The organism is Streptomyces sp. PTY087I2, from assembly GCF_001687325.1.
Classification (GTDB): Bacteria; Actinomycetota; Actinomycetes; order Streptomycetales; family Streptomycetaceae; genus Streptomyces.
The window spans coordinates 1-15,629 of the sequence record NZ_LZRD01000010.1; the positions used below are offsets into that span (position 1 = coordinate 1).

Consider the following 15,629-nt stretch of genomic DNA (forward strand, 5'->3'; position numbering starts at 1 on the left):
TCTGCCAAGGGCATGGCTGGTTGGCTACGTTCGGAAAGGATAACCGCTGAAAGCATCTAAGCGGGAAGCCTGCTTCGAGATGAGTGTTCCCACCCCCATGAGGGGTTAAGGCTCCCAGTAGACGACTGGGTTGATAGGCCAGATGTGGAAGCCCGGTAACGGGTGGAGCTGACTGGTACTAATAGGCCGAGGGCTTGTCCTCAGTTGCTCGCGTCCACTGTGTTAGTTCTGAAATAACGAACAGCCGTGATATTACCGGTTGGTTTGATTGTTTCATAGTGTTTCGGTGGTCATTGCGTTAGGGAAACGCCCGGTTACATTCCGAACCCGGAAGCTAAGCCTTTCAGCGCCGATGGTACTGCAGGGGGGACCCTGTGGGAGAGTAGGACGCCGCCGAACAATCTTTGTGGGGAAGCCCCGCACCGTTTTGGTGCGGGGCTTTTCTGCGTTCCGGGTGCGGGTTACTCGGTTGAACGTGCGGCTGGTGGGGGTGAGGATCGCTGTATGGACTATGTGATGCGTGTGGTGCGGGCCGACGAATGGCCGCAGGTCAGGCAGTTGCGGCTGGACGCTCTGAAGGACCCGGCGGCTCCGGTGGCGTTCCTGGAGTCGTACGAGGACTCCGCTGCGAAGCCGGATGTGTTCTGGCAGCAGCGTGCCGCCGATGCCGCGGAGGACGGGCCCGGCCGGGTACGCCAGTTCGTCGCGGAGTCGCCCCAGGGGGAGTGGGTCGGGTCGGTCACCGTACTCGTCGAGAGCCCGGACGACGAGGTGCGCTTCGGGGAGGCCTCGCCGGTGCACCAGGCGCACCTGGTCGGTGTGTTCGTCCGGCCCGAGGTGCGGGGGACCGGGGTGACCGAGGCGTTGTTCCGGGAGGCCGTCGCGTGGGTCTGGTCGCTGTCCGCGCCCCGGATGGAGCGGGTACGCCTCTACGTGCACGAGAAGAACCCGCGGGCCGCCGCGTTCTACCGGAAGTTCGGCTTCGTACCCTCCGGCCAGTGGATTCTCGCCCCGGGCGACCAGGGCGAGCGGGAGCTGGAGTACGTCCTCGGGAGGGCGAGCTAGCTGATGCCCGGGGCCGGCGCGTGCAGCTGTTCGCGCCAGCGGGCTCGGCCCTGTTCCTGGGAGCGGAGCAGCACCAGGGCGGGCATGCCCCGGGTCTCGCCGGTCGCCAGCAGTTCCGGGAGCTGGGGAAGCGGTGCCACGGCCGCGACGTCGTCCAGGACGAGCGTCATTGGTGGGTCGAGCCGACCGTCGGTTGACCGTGCGGCCATGCGGCGGCCGTGCTCGACCACGTCTGCGGCGAGCGCGGTGAGGAGGGGCATCGCGCCCGGGCGTGAGCGGGGATCCTCGATGGGGTCGCCCACCAGGTAGAGCGTTCCCCCCTCGCGGGCAAAAGATTCCAGCGCGGCCGTATCCGATCGGTTGGCCGTGCAGGCCTCGCGGATGTGCACCGAGGAGAGCGCCGAGAAGGCCCGTACGTTCAACTCCTGTGCCACCTCGCGCCGTTCCGGGTAGGCCGTGAGCGCGGACTCCAGGAGCCCGGCGAGTCCGGACGCGGCCTTGGGGTGCGTACGGAGGAGGCGTACCGGTTCGTGGGCGGCGGCCCCCGACGCCCAGCGGGCGACCTGGCGGAACGGCCGGCCGTCCACCGCCGCGGCGTGCAGCCAGCACTGGAGGAGCGTCTGCGCCGTGTCGGCCACCGCCGCGTCGATCCTGGCCTGCGGGCGTACCGGGGCGAGCAGGGCGGCGGCCCGTGCGGCGGCGGTGTCGGGGTGCTCGCAGCCGGCGGTGGGCGACCAGTGGAGGCGGGCCGGGGTGTCGCAGAGGTGGCCCGGGTCGTAGACGAGGACCGGGCCGAGCTTGGCCCGGGCGTCCTTCGTCTCGGCCCAGACCGTGGGGTCCGACGTGACGACCAGGGCGGGGCCCTCGGCGTCGTGGATCGCCTGGACGACGGTGGGGCGCCGGGCGGGTGCCGGGGCGTAGACGAGGAGGGGAGTGCGGGGGGAGGGGAGAAGCGCCGCGCTTGATTCGAGGGGAGTGGGCGTCTTCTCGGTCGGGGGTGGGGTGTGGGTTGTTGATGATGGTGTGGGTGGGGCTTGGGTTGGTGCCTGTGCTGGTGGCTGTGGCTGCGGCTCCTGTGCCTTCAAGGACCGTTCCTCGCGGCGCCGTTCCCGTACCGCACGGCCACGGGACACGACTCCGAGCGTGAACACCGTGAGCACCAGCAGCACCATCAGTTCGCCGATGAACAGGCCCCAGAACAGGCCGTATCCGGAGAGCTGGGCCGGGGGTGTCTCCGGCCAGGCGGCGGTGAGGTCCTGGGGTGCGGTGGCCAGTTCGCGCAGGGCGAGCGGGGCGCGGATGAACGTCACGCCGGCCGGCCAGGATCCGTGGGCCAGGAGCCCGGCCAGGCCGGTGGCCGTCCAGGTGACCAGGGTGGCCGCGAGGAGCAGGGCCAGGACGCCGATCAGCAGGCCGTCCGGGATGCCGCCGCTGCCCTGGGGCCGGTCGTCGTAACCGTCGTGACGGGCGGAGCCGTTGCTCCGGCCCCGCGGTGTCTGGCGTGCCATGTCAGGCCACCGTTGACTCTGACGACTCGTTCATCCGTTGTTGGTGCTCGATCCGGGCCGCCCGTTGCTCCGCCTCCAGATCGGCGGCGCGGATGTCCTCGGGGAGCAGGTCGTCCGGGTCCGTGACCGCTGAGCCCTCGGTCATGGCGCGGTCGGTGAAGACCAGGGGGCGTTCGGCCTCGGTGATCAGGTGTTTGACGACCTGGACGTTGCCGTTGACGTCCCAGACGGCGATGCCGGGGGTGAGGGTCGGGATGATCTCGACGGCCCAGCGGGGCAGGCCGATCACCCGGCCGGTCGCTCTGGCCTCGTCCGTCTTCTGGGCGTAGATCGTGCGCGTGGAGGCCATCTTGAGGATGGCCGCTGCTTCCTTCGCCGCGGCCCCGTCCACGACGTCGCTGAGGTGGTGGACGACGGCGACGAACGAGAGCCCGAGGCGGCGTCCGAACTTCAGCAGGCGCTGGAAGAGCTGGGCGACGAAGGGGGAGTTGATGATGTGCCACGCCTCTTCGACCAGGAAGATGCGCTTCTTGCGGTCGGGCCTGATCCAGGTGTGTTCCAGCCAGACGCCGACGATGGCCATCAGGATCGGCATCGCGATCGAGTTGCGGTCGATGTGCGAGAGGTCGAAGACGATGAGGGGCGCGTCGAGGTCGATGCCGACGGTGGTGGCGCCGTCGAACATGCCGCGCAGGTCACCGTCGACGAGCCGGTCCAGGACGAGGGCCACGTCCAGGCCCCAGGCCCGTACATCGTCTATGTCGACGTTCATCGCCTCGGCGGACTCGGGCTCGGGGTGGCGCAGCTGCTCCACGATGTCCATCAGGACCGGCTGGCGGTCGGTGATGGTCGTGGTCACGTAGGCGTGGGCGACCTTGAGCGCGAAGCCGGAACGTTCGTCGAGGCCGTGGCCCATCGCGACTTCGATGATCGTGCGGAGCAGGGCGAGCTGGCCGGTGGTGGTGATGGACGGGTCGAGGGGGTTGAGGCGGATACCGCCGTTGAGGGCTGCGGTCGGGTCCAGGCGGATGGGGGTTATGCCCAGCTCCTGGGCGATGAGGTTCCACTCGCCGACGCCGTCCTCGCCCTGGGCGTCCAGGACGACGACCTGGCGGTCGCGGAAGCGGAGCTGGCGCAGGACGTACGTCTTCTCCAGCGCGGACTTGCCGTTGCCGGACTCGCCGAGGACCAGCCAGTGGGGGGCGGGGAGCTGTTGCCCGTACAGCTGGAAGGGGTCGTAGATGTAGCCCTTGCCGCTGTAGACCTCGCGGCCGATGATCACGCCGCTGTCGCCGAGGCCGGGGGCGGCGGTGGGGAGGTAGACGGCCTGGGCCTGGCCCGTGGACGTACGGACGGGGAGGCGGGTCGTCTCCACCTTGCCGAAGAGGAAGGAGGTGAAGGCATCCGACAATGCGGACAGGGGGTCTCGCATGGTGGGGGTGCCCTCTCTTGTCGCGGGTGCGGTGCAGTGCGGTGCTGTGTGTGCGGTGCGTGTTCGGTGGCGGGGGTGGCTGCGTCGGGTTGCTGCGTCGGGGGTGGTGGCCGCGTCAGCGGCGGATGCCGGTGGCGAACGGGAGCGTGTTCACGAAGGCGCGGTGGTGTTCGCGGTCGCACCACTCCAGCTTGAGATACGACTTGCCGGCGGAGGCGCGGATCGTGCGCTTGTCGCGGGCGAGCGCTTCGGGTGAGCGGGACGACACCGTGATGTACCCCACCAGGTTCACTCCGGCCGCACCGCTGGCGAGATCTTCACCCCGCTGGTCGAGCCGGCCGTGGGCGGCGATGTCGCGGGGGTCGACGGTGCGGTTCATCTTGGCCTGGCGGCTGGCCTCGGCGTCGTCGTTGGTCTTCTCGGTCAGCATGCGTTCGATGGCGACCTCGGTGGGTTCGAGGTCCATGCAGACGGCGACGGTGCGGATGACGTCGGGGGTGTGGACGAGGAGCGGGGCGAGGAAGTTGACGCCGACGGGGGTCATCGGCCACTCCTTCACCCAGGCGGTGGCGTGGCACCAGGGGGCGCGGGTGGTGGACTCGCGGGTCTTGGCCTGGAGGAACGTGGGCTCGACGGCGTCCAGTTCGGCGGGCCAGGCATTGCGCTTGGTCATGGCCTGGATGTGGTCGATGGGGTGGTCGGGGTCGTACATGGAGTGCACGAGGGAGGCGACGCGGCTCTGACCGAGCGGCTGGCGGACGCGGATGTCGGCCTCGGCGAGGCGGGCGCAGATGTCGGTGAGCTCGCGGGCCATGACGACGGCGAGGCCGGCGTCGCGGTCGAGCTTGCGGCCGCCGTGGGGGCGGGCGGCGCGGGCCATGGCGTTGGCCTCGGCGGCCAGTTCGCGGCTGTAGTGCATGCAGGCGACGAGGTAGGCGCGGTGCTGCTCGCTGGAGGTGGAGACCATGGACTGGAGCTGGTCGTAGGAGTCCTGGAGCCAGGCCGGGGACGCCTTGTCGCCGCGCTGGGCGACGTCCTTGGCGTGGGCGTCGGGGTCGGCGGGGAGGGTGCGGGCGAGCATCTGGAGGCGGGTGACGAAGCCGTCGCCGTTGGCCACGTGCTTGAGGAGGGTGCCGAAGCGGTCGACGAGGGCTTCCTGGTCCTCGCTGTCGCGGAGGCCGACGCCGGGGCCCTCGATCTCGATGGCGGCGGTGACGGTGCGCCGGTCGGCGTGGAGGAGTACGGCGATCTCGTCGGGGCCGAAGGGGGCGGCGAGCCAGCTGATCCGGCCGATGCCGGGGGGCGGGCCGATCTCGACCTCGCGGCCGTCGGCGCTGACGCCGGCTTCCATGGCGCCCGAGCGGTAGGCGGTGCCGCGGCGCAGGGAGCGCTTGAAGGTGCGGTTGATCTCGAACCACTTGTAGAAGGTGCGGCCCTTGTAGGGGACGTACACGATGGCGAGGGCGAGCATCGGGAAGCCGACGAGGCAGACGATGCGGAGGGAGAGGAGGGGGACGAGGAGTCCGCTCATCATGCCGAGGAACGCGCCGACGATGATCAGGGCGATCTCGCCGGTCTCGCGGTTCTTGCCGACGATCGCGTTCGGCCGGGCGCGGCCGATGAGATACGTGCGGCGGGGCGTCATCGTGTGGGACTGGGTCGTCAACGCCCTCCACCTCCTGTGCTCGAGTTACCTGTGGTGCCGAAACCGCCGCCGCCTCCGCCTCGGGAGGAGCGGCTGCTGTGGGGGGTGGCGGAGGTGGGGGCGGAGCCGCTGCGGGGCGAGGGTGCGGCGGAGGGGACAGATCCGCCGCCGCCCCCGCCGCCTGCGCCTCCGCTTCCGCCGGAGGTGCGGGAGCTGTGGGCGGCGACGCCGCCGCTGGCCGGGTTGGCGGGGCGGGCGCCTCCGCCTCCGCCGCTGTTCTGGTCGTTGCGGCCGCTGTGGGTCTTGATGCCCTGGGAGACGAGGGCGGCCGGGGAGCTGATGAGGGCGGCGGCCTGGGAGCCGTCGGTGGCCTGCTTGCGGTTGGTGCGGGCGCCCTGGATCTCGTCGCCGAAGCCGGGGACGAAGCGGTAGATCATGGCGGAGGCGAAGATGGCCAGCAGGATGATGGAGAGGCCGGAGACGACGGCGGAGAAGGCGTCGGGTCCGTCGCCCGCGGAGAGTGCGCCGGCGAGGCCGAGGACGATGACGATGACCGGCTTGACCATGATGACCGCGATCATGATGCCGGCCCAGCGGCGGACGTGGCCCCACATGTTCTTGTCGACGAGGCCGGAGTAGACGACGATCCCGAGGAGCGCGCCGACGTAGAGGAGGGCGGCGCGGATGACGAGCTCCAGCCACAGGATGCCGGCGGCGAGGATCGAGACGAGCGAGACGACGATCAGCATGATCGGGCCGCCGCCGATGTCCTCGCCCTTCTTGAGGGCTTCGGCGAACGAGCCGAAGAAGACGTCGGACTGGCCGCCGGTGGCGGAGGCGATGATGTCGGTGACGCCGTCGGTGGCGGAGACGATCGTGTAGAGGATCAGCGGGGTGAACGCCGAGGCGAGGACGGTGAGCCAGAGGAAGCCGACGGCCTCGGAGATCGCGGTGGTGAGGGGGACGCCGCGGATGGCTCGCTTGGCTACGGCGAGGAGCCAGAGGACGAGGGTGAGGATGGTGGAGGCGGCGAAGATGACGGCGTACTGCTGGAGGAACTTCTGGTTGGTGAAGTCGACGTTGGCCGTGGACTCGACGGCCTCGCTGAGCTTGCCGACGATCCAGGAGGCGGCGTCGGCGCAGCCTCGGGCGAGGGAGGAGAGGGGGTCGAGGGACTCCGAGGGGTCGGGAGACCCCGGCACGCTGCCGGGATCGCTCGCGCCGTCTCCCTCCTCGCAGAACTTCTTGACCTCGCCGAACAGCAGACTGCACTCTTCGTTGGCGCTCGGTGACGGCGTCGGGGTCGGGGTAGGTGTCGGGTCCGCGGCCGCGCGCCCGGCGAACGCGAGTGCGGCTGCATGCAGTCCGATCAGCGAGGCTGCCACCGAACGGAAGCGGTACTTGGGGTCACCTGGCATAAGTGAAGCCTCCGTACTCCTCTACGGCCTTGCTGATCGTGTCGGACTTCGAAGCCGCGACATCGCCGGGGACGGGGGCCGGGCCGTCGCTCTCGGAGGCGCCGGTCACCTTCCAGTCACCGTCCGACCATGACATCTGAGCCGTCCATGTCTTCCAGGTGGTGCTCACGGGCTTGGCGGAGTCCTGGCCGGACATGCCGATGAGGCCCGTGTACCAGACAGCTACCTCTGCGGTGTCGCCGTCGAACGCCAGGACCTTCGTGCCCACCGGAACGGTCCGTGAGATGAAGGTGCTGCCCTTCGGGGCATTGCCGTCGGGGTCGAGACCGAGGCGTGAGAGGAACTCGGCCGAATAGGCCCGGTCTTGAGGTGCCCGGAGTTTGTCGGCTGCCGCGGGCGAGTAGACCGTGTCGAGGATCTGGTGGCGGCTCTCCTTCGTGAACATCTCCGCCGACCCCAGCGCCACCGCATAGTTCGCCGCCGCGCTCTGCGCCCCCTGCTCGTCGTGGGCGAAACCGGAGGGGATCGTGCCGTTCTTGCCCGGGACGGGCTTGGTGCCGGTGGCTGCGGTGGGGGCACTTCCCGCGGCTCCGGAGCGCTTGGCGCCCGGGGAGGCGTCGTCGTCGCTGCCGCCGCCCCGGTTGGCGAAGGCGATGGCGGCGACGAGGAGCACGACGATGCCGGTGATCGTCACGAGGGAGCGGGAGTTGCGGGCGGGGCGGCGCGCGTTGGGGTTGCCCGGGTCGCCGTCGGGGAGGCGGGTGCGGGTCTGCCGGGTGCCGCCGAGCGTGCTGTACGGGTCGTCCCCGCGGCCCCCCTGGTCCTTGCCGCGGTAGTCGTGCTCGTCACCGGGACTCATGCCGCGTTCGCTCCCTCGGTCGTGTGCAGATCCGCGCAGGACGACGGTAGCTGTGCTGGTTGCCGCTTGAACGCGGTGTGGTGACTCGACATCAGGGAAACGCAACCTCAGCCGGTGGGCGCGACGGGCGGATGGTGGGGAGCGGGCTGGGACGGCCCGGTGGGAGCCGGCCGACGGTGGGTCAGACGGCCATTCCGTACACGATGGTGAACAGGGTCCCCAGGGAGCCGATGATGAAGACCCCTGTCAGCCCGGCCACGATCAGGCCCTTGCCCTGCTCCGCGCTGAACGTGTCGCGCAGCGCCGTCGCTCCGATGCGCTGCTTCGCGGCACCCCAGATCGCGATGCCGAGGCAGAGCAGGATGGCGATGGCCATCACCACCTCGATCATGATGCGCGCCTCGTTGCCCAGCGTCCCGAACGGCCCCCAGTCCGGAGCGATTCCGCCGATGATGGTGGTGATGTCGCCCTTCTCTGCTGCCAGGATCATGTAAGTCACCGCCCCTGTTGGGTAGTTCGCTGCCCGTGCCGTCCGGCACGGGTCGCCTTCTATCTTCGCTGATGAAACCGTGCTCGCACGACGCCTTCCCGGGTCTCTTTACCCGGATCTCGCACGTTTGACCGGTGCCGCCGCCCTGACCTGCGGCTCGTCCGCTCCTCGCGCATATGCCTGGTTACTCTGTGTATCACGCGCTGTGACCAGGAGCAACGACGGTGGCCATGGGTTCTGATGCGGTCGCAGCGTTCGCGGGTCACGGCGTGTTCGTATGCGCCGTTCGAGAGCCGCGTGTGCGCCGGTAGTAGGAGACGGTGACGGCCCCGAGGAGCGGCCCCCAGAGGACGAGCGGCTGGTAGATGACACCGACCAGCAGACGGCCGGCGGGGGTCATATCCGGGTGGGGATACGTCCACCACAGGGGCATGGCGGCCAAGATCGCCGTCAGCGCGAGGGCCCCGGCGGCGGCCGGTACGACGGCGGCCAGGGGGCGAACGGGGCGGCCGCCGATGACGGGTATCCGGCGGGGCACCGTCTCGCCCCACGGCCGTACCAGGCCGAGGGAGAGCAGGGCGAGCAGCTCGCACACGACGCTCAGGGTCAGCATCCACAGCTTGGAGCCGAGGGTGTCGAACGGTACGAAGCCGGCCTCGGTGTACCCGGACGGGAACCCGCACACCATCGTCAGCCGCCACAGCCCGGTCGGCAGCGCGAGCAGCGTGATCAGTTGCGCGGCGCGAACCGCCCACCGAGGGGGCGCGGATGTCGGGACGGGGCGTTCCTCTCGGGGTCGCATGCGTTCCATCGTGGTACGTGGGGCGTGGCTGGGCGTCAGCTTCTGTTCCTGAGTGGTCGGTTCCGCGGTACGAGGTCGGGGGCGCGGGCCTCCGCCGTGCGGCGGAGAGGGTCTCGGCCGGGCGTGCTCCGTGTGAGCGGCCGCCCTGTGCGCCGGTGTGTGCGCCGGTGTCCGCCTCCCCCTTCGTTCGGGTGAACCGGGCGGGCTCCGCGGGAACGGGAGCGCTGCTTCGACCGGCCGGGAATCACGGGGAGCGGGTGCGCAGGGGGCCGGGGTGCCGCGTGCTGACGTACGGCATGTCGCGTACGGCGGATTTGGCACAGTGCCGCTCCACGATCAGGCGAACGGGGTGAACGGGTGAGCGGTGTGGGCGGAGTGACCGTGGTCGGGCAGCCGGGCGACAGCCGGGACGGGGCGGGGGCGGCCGCCGAGGGAGGGGATCTCCGGCACAGCCGTGGTCCGTGGTTGCGGGCCGCCGGCGGGGCCGACCAGCTGGTCACGCTCCTTGGCCCCGTGAAGAGCGAACTGGAGGCGGCGCACCAGGGCTTGACCGCTGGGGCCGGAGCGCTGTCCGCGCTGGCGGAACTGGGTGCCGTACGGGCCTCGTGGGAGCGCCGGATCGCGGACGCCCGTAAGGAGTGCGGGAGCCTCGGCGGGAAGATGCGGGCGGTCGTCCAGAGCCAGACGCAGGCCAACGAGGCGGTGAAGAGCGGCTTCGACGGGGTGAAGACGCCGAGCGTCGGTGGCGTGCGGTGAGCGGACGGAACGGTGGGGCGGGTTCCGCCCTGACATGGTCGGCGTTACGTGAGGTGAAGTGCGGCGAACTGGAGCAGGCGGCGGACGGCTGGGGGCGGGTCAGCAACCGGGCGGACGCGGCCCGGGACCGTATCGAGGGCGAGCTCCTGCCGGGGCTGCGCGATACGCAGAAGGGGGAGGCGCCGGACGCGGCTGTGCGGGGGTTGCGCCGGCTGGGGACGAACTTCCAGTACATCTACACGGAGTGCGGGCTGCTGCGGACCACGCTGAACAGCCTGGCCCACGAGATCAGGGCCCAGCAGCGGGTGTTGCAGGGGGCGCTGGACGATGCGGCGGCGCTGGGGTTCACGGTGCGGGCGGACGGTTCGGTGACGTATCCGGCGGCGGGCGAGGGGCTGATCGACGGGAAGCCGTTGGCGGGCGGGACGGCGTCGGGGGTGCCGAACCCCGGCATGGCCCCGCCGACGGGCCTCGTCGCGCCCAATCCGAACGCGGGCAAGGCGCAGGACATCGCGGACCGGGTGGCGCGGGCGGTCCGTGCGGCGGCCGATGCGGACTGGCGGTACACCAGGATTCTGCGCTCGCTGAAGGCGCACGAGGGGCTGGGCGTTCCGGTGGCGACGTGGACGGACGCGGCGGCCGATGCGGCGGCGGTGCGGGATGCGGCGCGCGGGTATTTGAAGGACGCGATCCCGCACGATGCGAGTCCGGCGGAACGCAAGGCGTGGTGGGCGGGGCTGACGGACGAACAGCGCGAGGAGTACCTCGCGGTGTACCCGGACCAGATCGGGAACCTGGACGGGATTCCGGCCCTGGTGCGGGACGCGGCGAACCGGGACAACCTCCAGTTGCTGATGGGGAAGCTGGAGGGGCGGGACGACGGCGATTCGGCGACGAAGCTTGCGGCGCTGCGGGAGATCGACCGGCAGCTGCGGGCGGTGCCGGAGGCGGGGCAGCCGCCGATGTACCTGCTCGGGATCGGGGATCAGGGGAACGGGCGGGCGATCGTGTCGTACGGGAATCCGGATACGGCGCGGAATGTGGCGGCTTATGTGCCGGGGTTGAATACGTCGTTGGACGAGGAGTTTGCTGTTGGTGATTTGAAGCGGGCGCGTGACACCTCCTTGGCGGCGAGGGAGATTGACGATTCCACTGCGGCGATTGTCTGGTTGGGCTACGACGCGCCTCAGAGCCCGGACGGGATGAGCAGCTTTGCTGTTGCAGGAACGGAAAGAGCGGAGGTCGGCGGGCGGGCATTCAACGAGTTCATGTCCGGGCTGAATGTATCGAATGACCACAGCGATCCGCACATGACGGCTATTGGGCACTCGTATGGTTCGAGAACGGTTGGAGCTGCCACACAGCAGGGTGATGGGATTCCCGGGGTCGATGACATCGTCCTGGTCGGCAGTCCGGGACTCGGAGTGGACCGTGCGGAGGATCTCAAAGTGGGAAGAGATCACGTATTCGTTGGTGCCGCTGAGAATGACGTGGTGACTCACCTGCCATCCAAGAAAAATGCGTTGCTTGCTGCAGCCGGGAGCGCGCTCGGAGAGGCGGGATCACTGGCGGTAGATCTGGTTCATCAGGGAGATGGTGGCCTGTGGTTCGGAGAAGATCCGGCGAGCGAAGAGTTTGGTGCGCGGCGCTTCGCAGTGGATCCGGGGCCGCCATTGATCGGTCTTGGTCGCCCCTCGATCGACGCGCATTCGCAGTACTTCGACCCGGAGCTGGATTCTTCGTCGGCCGACAGTATTGCGATGGTTGTTGCGGGGGCTGGCCATAAGGTCAAGCAGGAGGGAGCCCGTTGAGGTGTCCGATTCTTCCTGTGGTGGTCGCCGGATATATTGCTCTGGCGACAGTAATCGGTTGTTCGGCAAATGAGGATTCAAGTATGGATATGCAAGCTGCTGCGGAACGGTCTGATGAGATTCTGGATTCAGTTCTCCAGGAGATTCGGCCGGAGTTGCGGTGGGCGCATGGGCCCACGACTGTGGGTGGTTGCGATGTGTCACGTAGGCGCGTCGTCATGACGGAAATCTCCGCCGAAAGAAGGGGGAATCTTTTAGGAGTGGTGGATCGGTTCTGGCGTAAGAGGGGGTATCACATGACGGCTATCAATAATGATGTGGATTATCCGGCCATCTATGCTCGGACTCGGGATGGTTTCGGTGTGAGGCTCCGCATCGGAGGAAAGGGGCAAGCCTTCTTTCAGGTAGACACCCCATGCGTCCGCCACTCCGAGGTCGCCCGCTCCACCAGCCCGGCCACCGCGTTCCTCGAGCCCGGGGTGGAGATCATCCCCCGCCCCAACATCCACTCCGACTTCTGGTCGGCGGGGAGCGGGTCGTGATCGGGCCAGGGTGGCTTAACTCGGTTGGTACGCAAGGGGTTTGAGCCCTGTATTGGGTCCTGGGGCCCATGTCGTGCCCCCGCCCCCTGTGGTCGCATACGTGGAGTGACCGACCTGTCGCCCGTTCCGCCCACTCACGAGGTAGGGGACTGCTCTTGTCCGGCATACGAAGAAGCGCGGTCCCTGTTGGCGTCGATGTAAGCGCTGCCGTAGCGGGTTCGGGTGGGCGGTTGATGCCCCGGCCCTTGCAGGCCACGCTGATCCTTCTTCACGTTCTCTTCGTGGCCACCCTGGTGGGTGCGATCCGGGCCCTGTCGACCGCCTCCTCGGTGGACGCGGTCGACGGGTACCTCCTCGGGTTGCTGCTCTACGCCGCGTTACCCGGGGTCGCCGTCTTCGTACTCTCGCTGTACGTCCGTCACGGCGGCGTTCGCGTCCGGTACGGGCTCCTCGCCGTGCTGGCCTGGATCGTCCTCGGCGCCCTCGCCGAGCTGAGCGGCGGGGCCGAGGGGCAGGGCATCGCGCGGCTGGTCCTGCCGGTGGCCGCCATCGTCCTGCTGTGCCGGCCCGAAAGCCGCCGGTGGTTCCGCAGCGGACCGGACCAACGCGCCGAGCAACGGCTGTTCAGCTTCGCCCGGATGATGAAGTTCCGGCGCGACGGTGGGCAGACCGCGCTGGAGTACCTCGGCCTCGTCCTGGTCGTCGTCGCTCTCGTCGGCGGGCTCATGGCCACGGGGACCGGGCAGCAGCTCACCGCGGAGATCCGCAGCGCGATCTGTGAACTGACCGGCAGTTCTTGCCCGGCCCCGGGGCGCGACGTCGTGGCCGGTGACGGCAGTGCGAGCGGGAGCGCCGGCGGGAGCGCCGGCGGCCGTGGGGACTATGGCTCCCCTGGCGCCGGTGCCGACGGCGGTGGTGGGGAAGGCGGTGAGTCCAGCCTCACCGGTGGTACCGGCAGCACCGGTACCAGCGGTGAGAACGGCACCTCCACCGGCACCTCCACCGGAGCCCCCGGCACCAGCGGCTCCACCGGCTCCACCGGAGCCCCCGGCACCACCGGTTCCACCAGCTCCACCGGAACCCCGGACACCACCACCGGAGCCCCCTCCGAAACCGCCTCCTCCGAAACCTCCCCCCAAACCGACCTCCTCACGCCGGTTGACGCGGGTAGACCCCCCGGCCCCAACGGCGGCGGCTTCCTCGACGGGTTCCTGGGGGACGGGCTGGGCGGTGACGTCCGCGGGGTCGTCGATGCTGTTCTGCGGCCCGGGGAGACCGGGCAGCGCATCGTCGATCAGTGGGCGCGCGACACCCGTGGCGCGGAACAGAAGTGGGCGCGGGGTGACTTCATCGGCGCGGCCTGGGACTGGAACAAGGCCGTCGGCGGGGCCGGCGCCGGGCTGGCGATACCCGGGTCCGGGGCGCGGGTCGACGCCGAGGTGCGGGACGCCGAGCGCGCCCACCTCAGCGCGCGGATCCCGCAGAACGCCACGCCCGCCCAGCGCAAGGCCTGGTGGGACGGGCTCTCGCCGGAGGAGCGGGAGCGGTACATCGAGCTCGTCCCGGAGCGGATCGGCAACCTCGACGGCATCCCGGTCCTCGCCCGGGACGCCGCCAACCGACGTAACCTTCCGGCCCTCATCGACAAGCTGGAGGGCGTCGACACCGACAAGGCCCGCGACCAGCTGGCCGGGCTGCGCGAGATCGAGCGGCAGTTGAACGAGAACGGGAAGCCGCCCATGTATCTCATCGGGATCGGGGACGAGGGGAACGGGCGGGCCATTGTCTCCTTCGGGAATCCTGACGTGTCGCAGCATGTGTCCGCTTACGTGCCCGGGCTCAACACCTCCCTCGACGAGGAGTTCGCCAAGAACGACCTCGGGCGGGCCCGCGACACCGCGATCGGGGCTCAGGGGTACGACGAGTCCACGGCGTCCATCGTCTGGCTCGGGTACGACGCCCCGCAGCTGCCGGACAAGGACGGGGTGGCGGGCTACTTCGCCGTCATGGGGACCGGGCGCGCCGAGAAGGGCGGGGCCGCCTACCGCGACTTCATGGACGGGATCTCCGTCACCAACCAGAACAAGGACCCGCACCTCACCGCCATCGGGCACTCCTACGGGTCCCGGACCGTCGGCGCCGCGGCCGCCCGGCCCGGCGGGATACCCGGGGTCGACGACATCATCCTCGTCGGCAGCCCGGGCGTCGGCGTCGATCACGCCGTGGACCTCGGCGTCGGCAGTGAGCACGTCTTCGTGGGGGCCGCCGCCAACGACCCGGTGACCAAGCTGCCCTCGAAGACCCAGGTCGTGGTGGGCGGGCTCGGGCTGGTCCTGGGCGGTCCCGGCGGGGCGTACATCGCCGGGGATCTCGCCGATCCGGGTGACGACGACCTCTGGTTCGGGAAGGATCCCGCGAGCAAGGCGTTCGGGGCCCGGCGCTTCCCGGTGGCCGACGGGCCGCCCCTCGTCAGCGGGAGCGGCATCAGCCTGGACTCGCACTCGAACTACTTCAGCCCGGAACGCGACGCCGTGTCCGCGGACAGCATCGCCCTGATCGTGTCGGGCAACGCCGACCGGCTCAAGATGGAGGAACCGAAGTGAGGCGAGCGAAGCGGGCCCTGCCCCCCGTCGCGGTGGTCCTGGTCCTGGCCCTCGGGGTTCCGCTGGCCGGGTGCGGGAGTGAGAGCGGTTCGCGGGGGGACACCACCAGTGCCGGGAAGGAGGAAGGCATGGACATGCAGGAAGCCGCCGAGCAGTCCGACGCCATGCTCGATGCCGTCCTGGACGGCATCGATCCCGATGTGCAGTGGGCCCATGGGCCCACCACCACCCGCGCCTGCGGGGTGACCCGTCGGCGTACCGTCATGACCATCGTCTCCGCCGAGCGCCGGCAGACATTCCTCGATCGGGCGGAGAACTTCTGGCGGAAGAACGACTACCGGATCAAGGCCGTCAACAAGGACGAGAAGTTCCCTGCGGTCTACGCGGTCACCAAGAGCGGATTCGGTGTCAGCGTCTCCTTCCGGGGGAAGGGGCAGGCCTTCCTGGAGGCCGACAGCCCCTGTGTGAAGGAGTCGAAGGTCGCCGCCCCCACCTCCGAACCGAACGGTCCCGCCTACAAGGACGTCTATCCGCTGCCCCGGCCCAACGTCCGTTCCGACTTCTGGTCGGGGGAGGGGGAATGAGACCCCGTCAGCTCTGTTACCTGTGAGCCGTCGGCGCCCCCGTGTGCTTCGGGTGCGCCGGTGGTGTGCCGCGTATGACTCGTACACACCGTCGAAAACATCCCTGAAGCGTGC

Annotated in this window: 14 protein-coding genes and 2 rRNA genes; 9 read left to right on the plus strand and 7 right to left on the minus strand. The window is 69.6% G+C overall.

Going from position 1 to position 15,629, the window contains the following annotated elements:
- The 3 genes from A3Q37_RS12555 to A3Q37_RS12565 form a co-directional block, all read left to right on the plus strand.
- Positions 1-202, plus strand: a 23S ribosomal RNA gene (locus A3Q37_RS12555); the annotation flags it as partial.
- Between the two features lie 80 nt (positions 203-282).
- Positions 283-399: ribosomal RNA gene (rrf, locus tag A3Q37_RS12560) — 5S ribosomal RNA — on the plus strand.
- A 105-nt stretch (positions 400-504) separates the two neighbouring features.
- Positions 505-1,065 carry a GNAT family N-acetyltransferase gene (locus A3Q37_RS12565; protein WP_065482616.1) on the plus strand — a complete coding sequence of 187 codons (561 nt, stop codon included), beginning with the start codon at positions 505-507 and terminating at the stop codon, positions 1,063-1,065.
- On the opposite strand, the gene A3Q37_RS12570 is transcribed toward A3Q37_RS12565, so the two are convergent.
- From A3Q37_RS12570 to A3Q37_RS12590, 5 genes are all read right to left on the minus strand, one after another.
- Complete coding sequence (locus A3Q37_RS12570) at positions 1,062-2,573, minus strand: type IV secretory system conjugative DNA transfer family protein (RefSeq protein WP_065482618.1); 1,512 nt, start codon at positions 2,571-2,573, stop codon at positions 1,062-1,064. The genes A3Q37_RS12565 and A3Q37_RS12570 overlap by 4 nt on opposite strands.
- Before the next feature lies 1 nt (position 2,574).
- Positions 2,575-4,005 (minus strand): ATP-binding protein, encoded by a 1,431-nt coding sequence (locus A3Q37_RS12575; protein ID WP_065482621.1) that lies wholly within the window; start codon positions 4,003-4,005, stop codon positions 2,575-2,577.
- A 115-nt stretch (positions 4,006-4,120) separates the two neighbouring features.
- Positions 4,121-5,671 carry an SCO6880 family protein gene (locus A3Q37_RS12580; RefSeq protein ID WP_065482624.1) on the minus strand — a complete coding sequence of 517 codons (1,551 nt, stop codon included), beginning with the start codon at positions 5,669-5,671 and terminating at the stop codon, positions 4,121-4,123.
- Entirely contained in the window at positions 5,668-7,068 is a 1,401-nt protein-coding gene (locus tag A3Q37_RS12585) for a hypothetical protein (protein WP_065482627.1), read from the minus strand. The genes A3Q37_RS12580 and A3Q37_RS12585 overlap by 4 nt, the downstream gene beginning before the upstream one ends.
- Positions 7,058-7,762 (minus strand): hypothetical protein, encoded by a 705-nt coding sequence (locus A3Q37_RS12590; protein WP_369691449.1) that lies wholly within the window; start codon positions 7,760-7,762, stop codon positions 7,058-7,060. The genes A3Q37_RS12585 and A3Q37_RS12590 overlap by 11 nt, the downstream gene beginning before the upstream one ends.
- Here A3Q37_RS12590 and A3Q37_RS38330 point away from each other — a divergent pair.
- A complete protein-coding gene (locus tag A3Q37_RS38330) occupies positions 7,746-7,904 on the plus strand; it encodes a hypothetical protein (protein WP_369691450.1) in 159 nt (52 codons plus the stop codon). The two genes, A3Q37_RS12590 and A3Q37_RS38330, sit on opposite strands and share 17 nt — an antisense overlap.
- Positions 7,905-8,108: 204 nt before the next feature.
- On the opposite strand, the gene A3Q37_RS12595 is transcribed toward A3Q37_RS38330, so the two are convergent.
- Positions 8,109-8,417 (minus strand): hypothetical protein, encoded by a 309-nt coding sequence (locus tag A3Q37_RS12595; RefSeq protein WP_003968086.1) that lies wholly within the window; start codon positions 8,415-8,417, stop codon positions 8,109-8,111.
- Between the two features lie 262 nt (positions 8,418-8,679).
- Positions 8,680-9,219 carry a hypothetical protein gene (locus A3Q37_RS12600; RefSeq protein ID WP_255311793.1) on the minus strand — a complete coding sequence of 180 codons (540 nt, stop codon included), beginning with the start codon at positions 9,217-9,219 and terminating at the stop codon, positions 8,680-8,682.
- Between the two features lie 357 nt (positions 9,220-9,576).
- Between A3Q37_RS12600 and A3Q37_RS12605 the strand changes: the two genes are divergently transcribed.
- The 5 genes from A3Q37_RS12605 to A3Q37_RS12625 all read left to right on the plus strand — a co-directional run bounded on the left by A3Q37_RS12605 (position 9,577) and on the right by A3Q37_RS12625 (position 15,515).
- A complete protein-coding gene (locus A3Q37_RS12605; protein WP_065482637.1) occupies positions 9,577-9,975 on the plus strand; it encodes a hypothetical protein in 399 nt (132 codons plus the stop codon).
- Positions 9,972-11,786 carry an alpha/beta hydrolase gene (locus A3Q37_RS12610; protein WP_065482640.1) on the plus strand — a complete coding sequence of 605 codons (1,815 nt, stop codon included), beginning with the start codon at positions 9,972-9,974 and terminating at the stop codon, positions 11,784-11,786. The genes A3Q37_RS12605 and A3Q37_RS12610 overlap by 4 nt, the downstream gene beginning before the upstream one ends.
- A gap of 218 nt (positions 11,787-12,004) precedes the next feature.
- Complete coding sequence (locus A3Q37_RS12615; RefSeq protein WP_255311794.1) at positions 12,005-12,328, plus strand: hypothetical protein; 324 nt, start codon at positions 12,005-12,007, stop codon at positions 12,326-12,328.
- Between the two features lie 233 nt (positions 12,329-12,561).
- A complete protein-coding gene (locus A3Q37_RS12620; protein ID WP_065482646.1) occupies positions 12,562-14,931 on the plus strand; it encodes an alpha/beta hydrolase in 2,370 nt (789 codons plus the stop codon).
- Positions 14,928-15,515, plus strand: coding sequence for a hypothetical protein (locus A3Q37_RS12625; protein WP_065482649.1), 588 nt, complete (start codon positions 14,928-14,930; stop codon positions 15,513-15,515). The genes A3Q37_RS12620 and A3Q37_RS12625 overlap by 4 nt, the downstream gene beginning before the upstream one ends.
- The last annotated feature ends 114 nt before the right edge of the window (positions 15,516-15,629 follow it).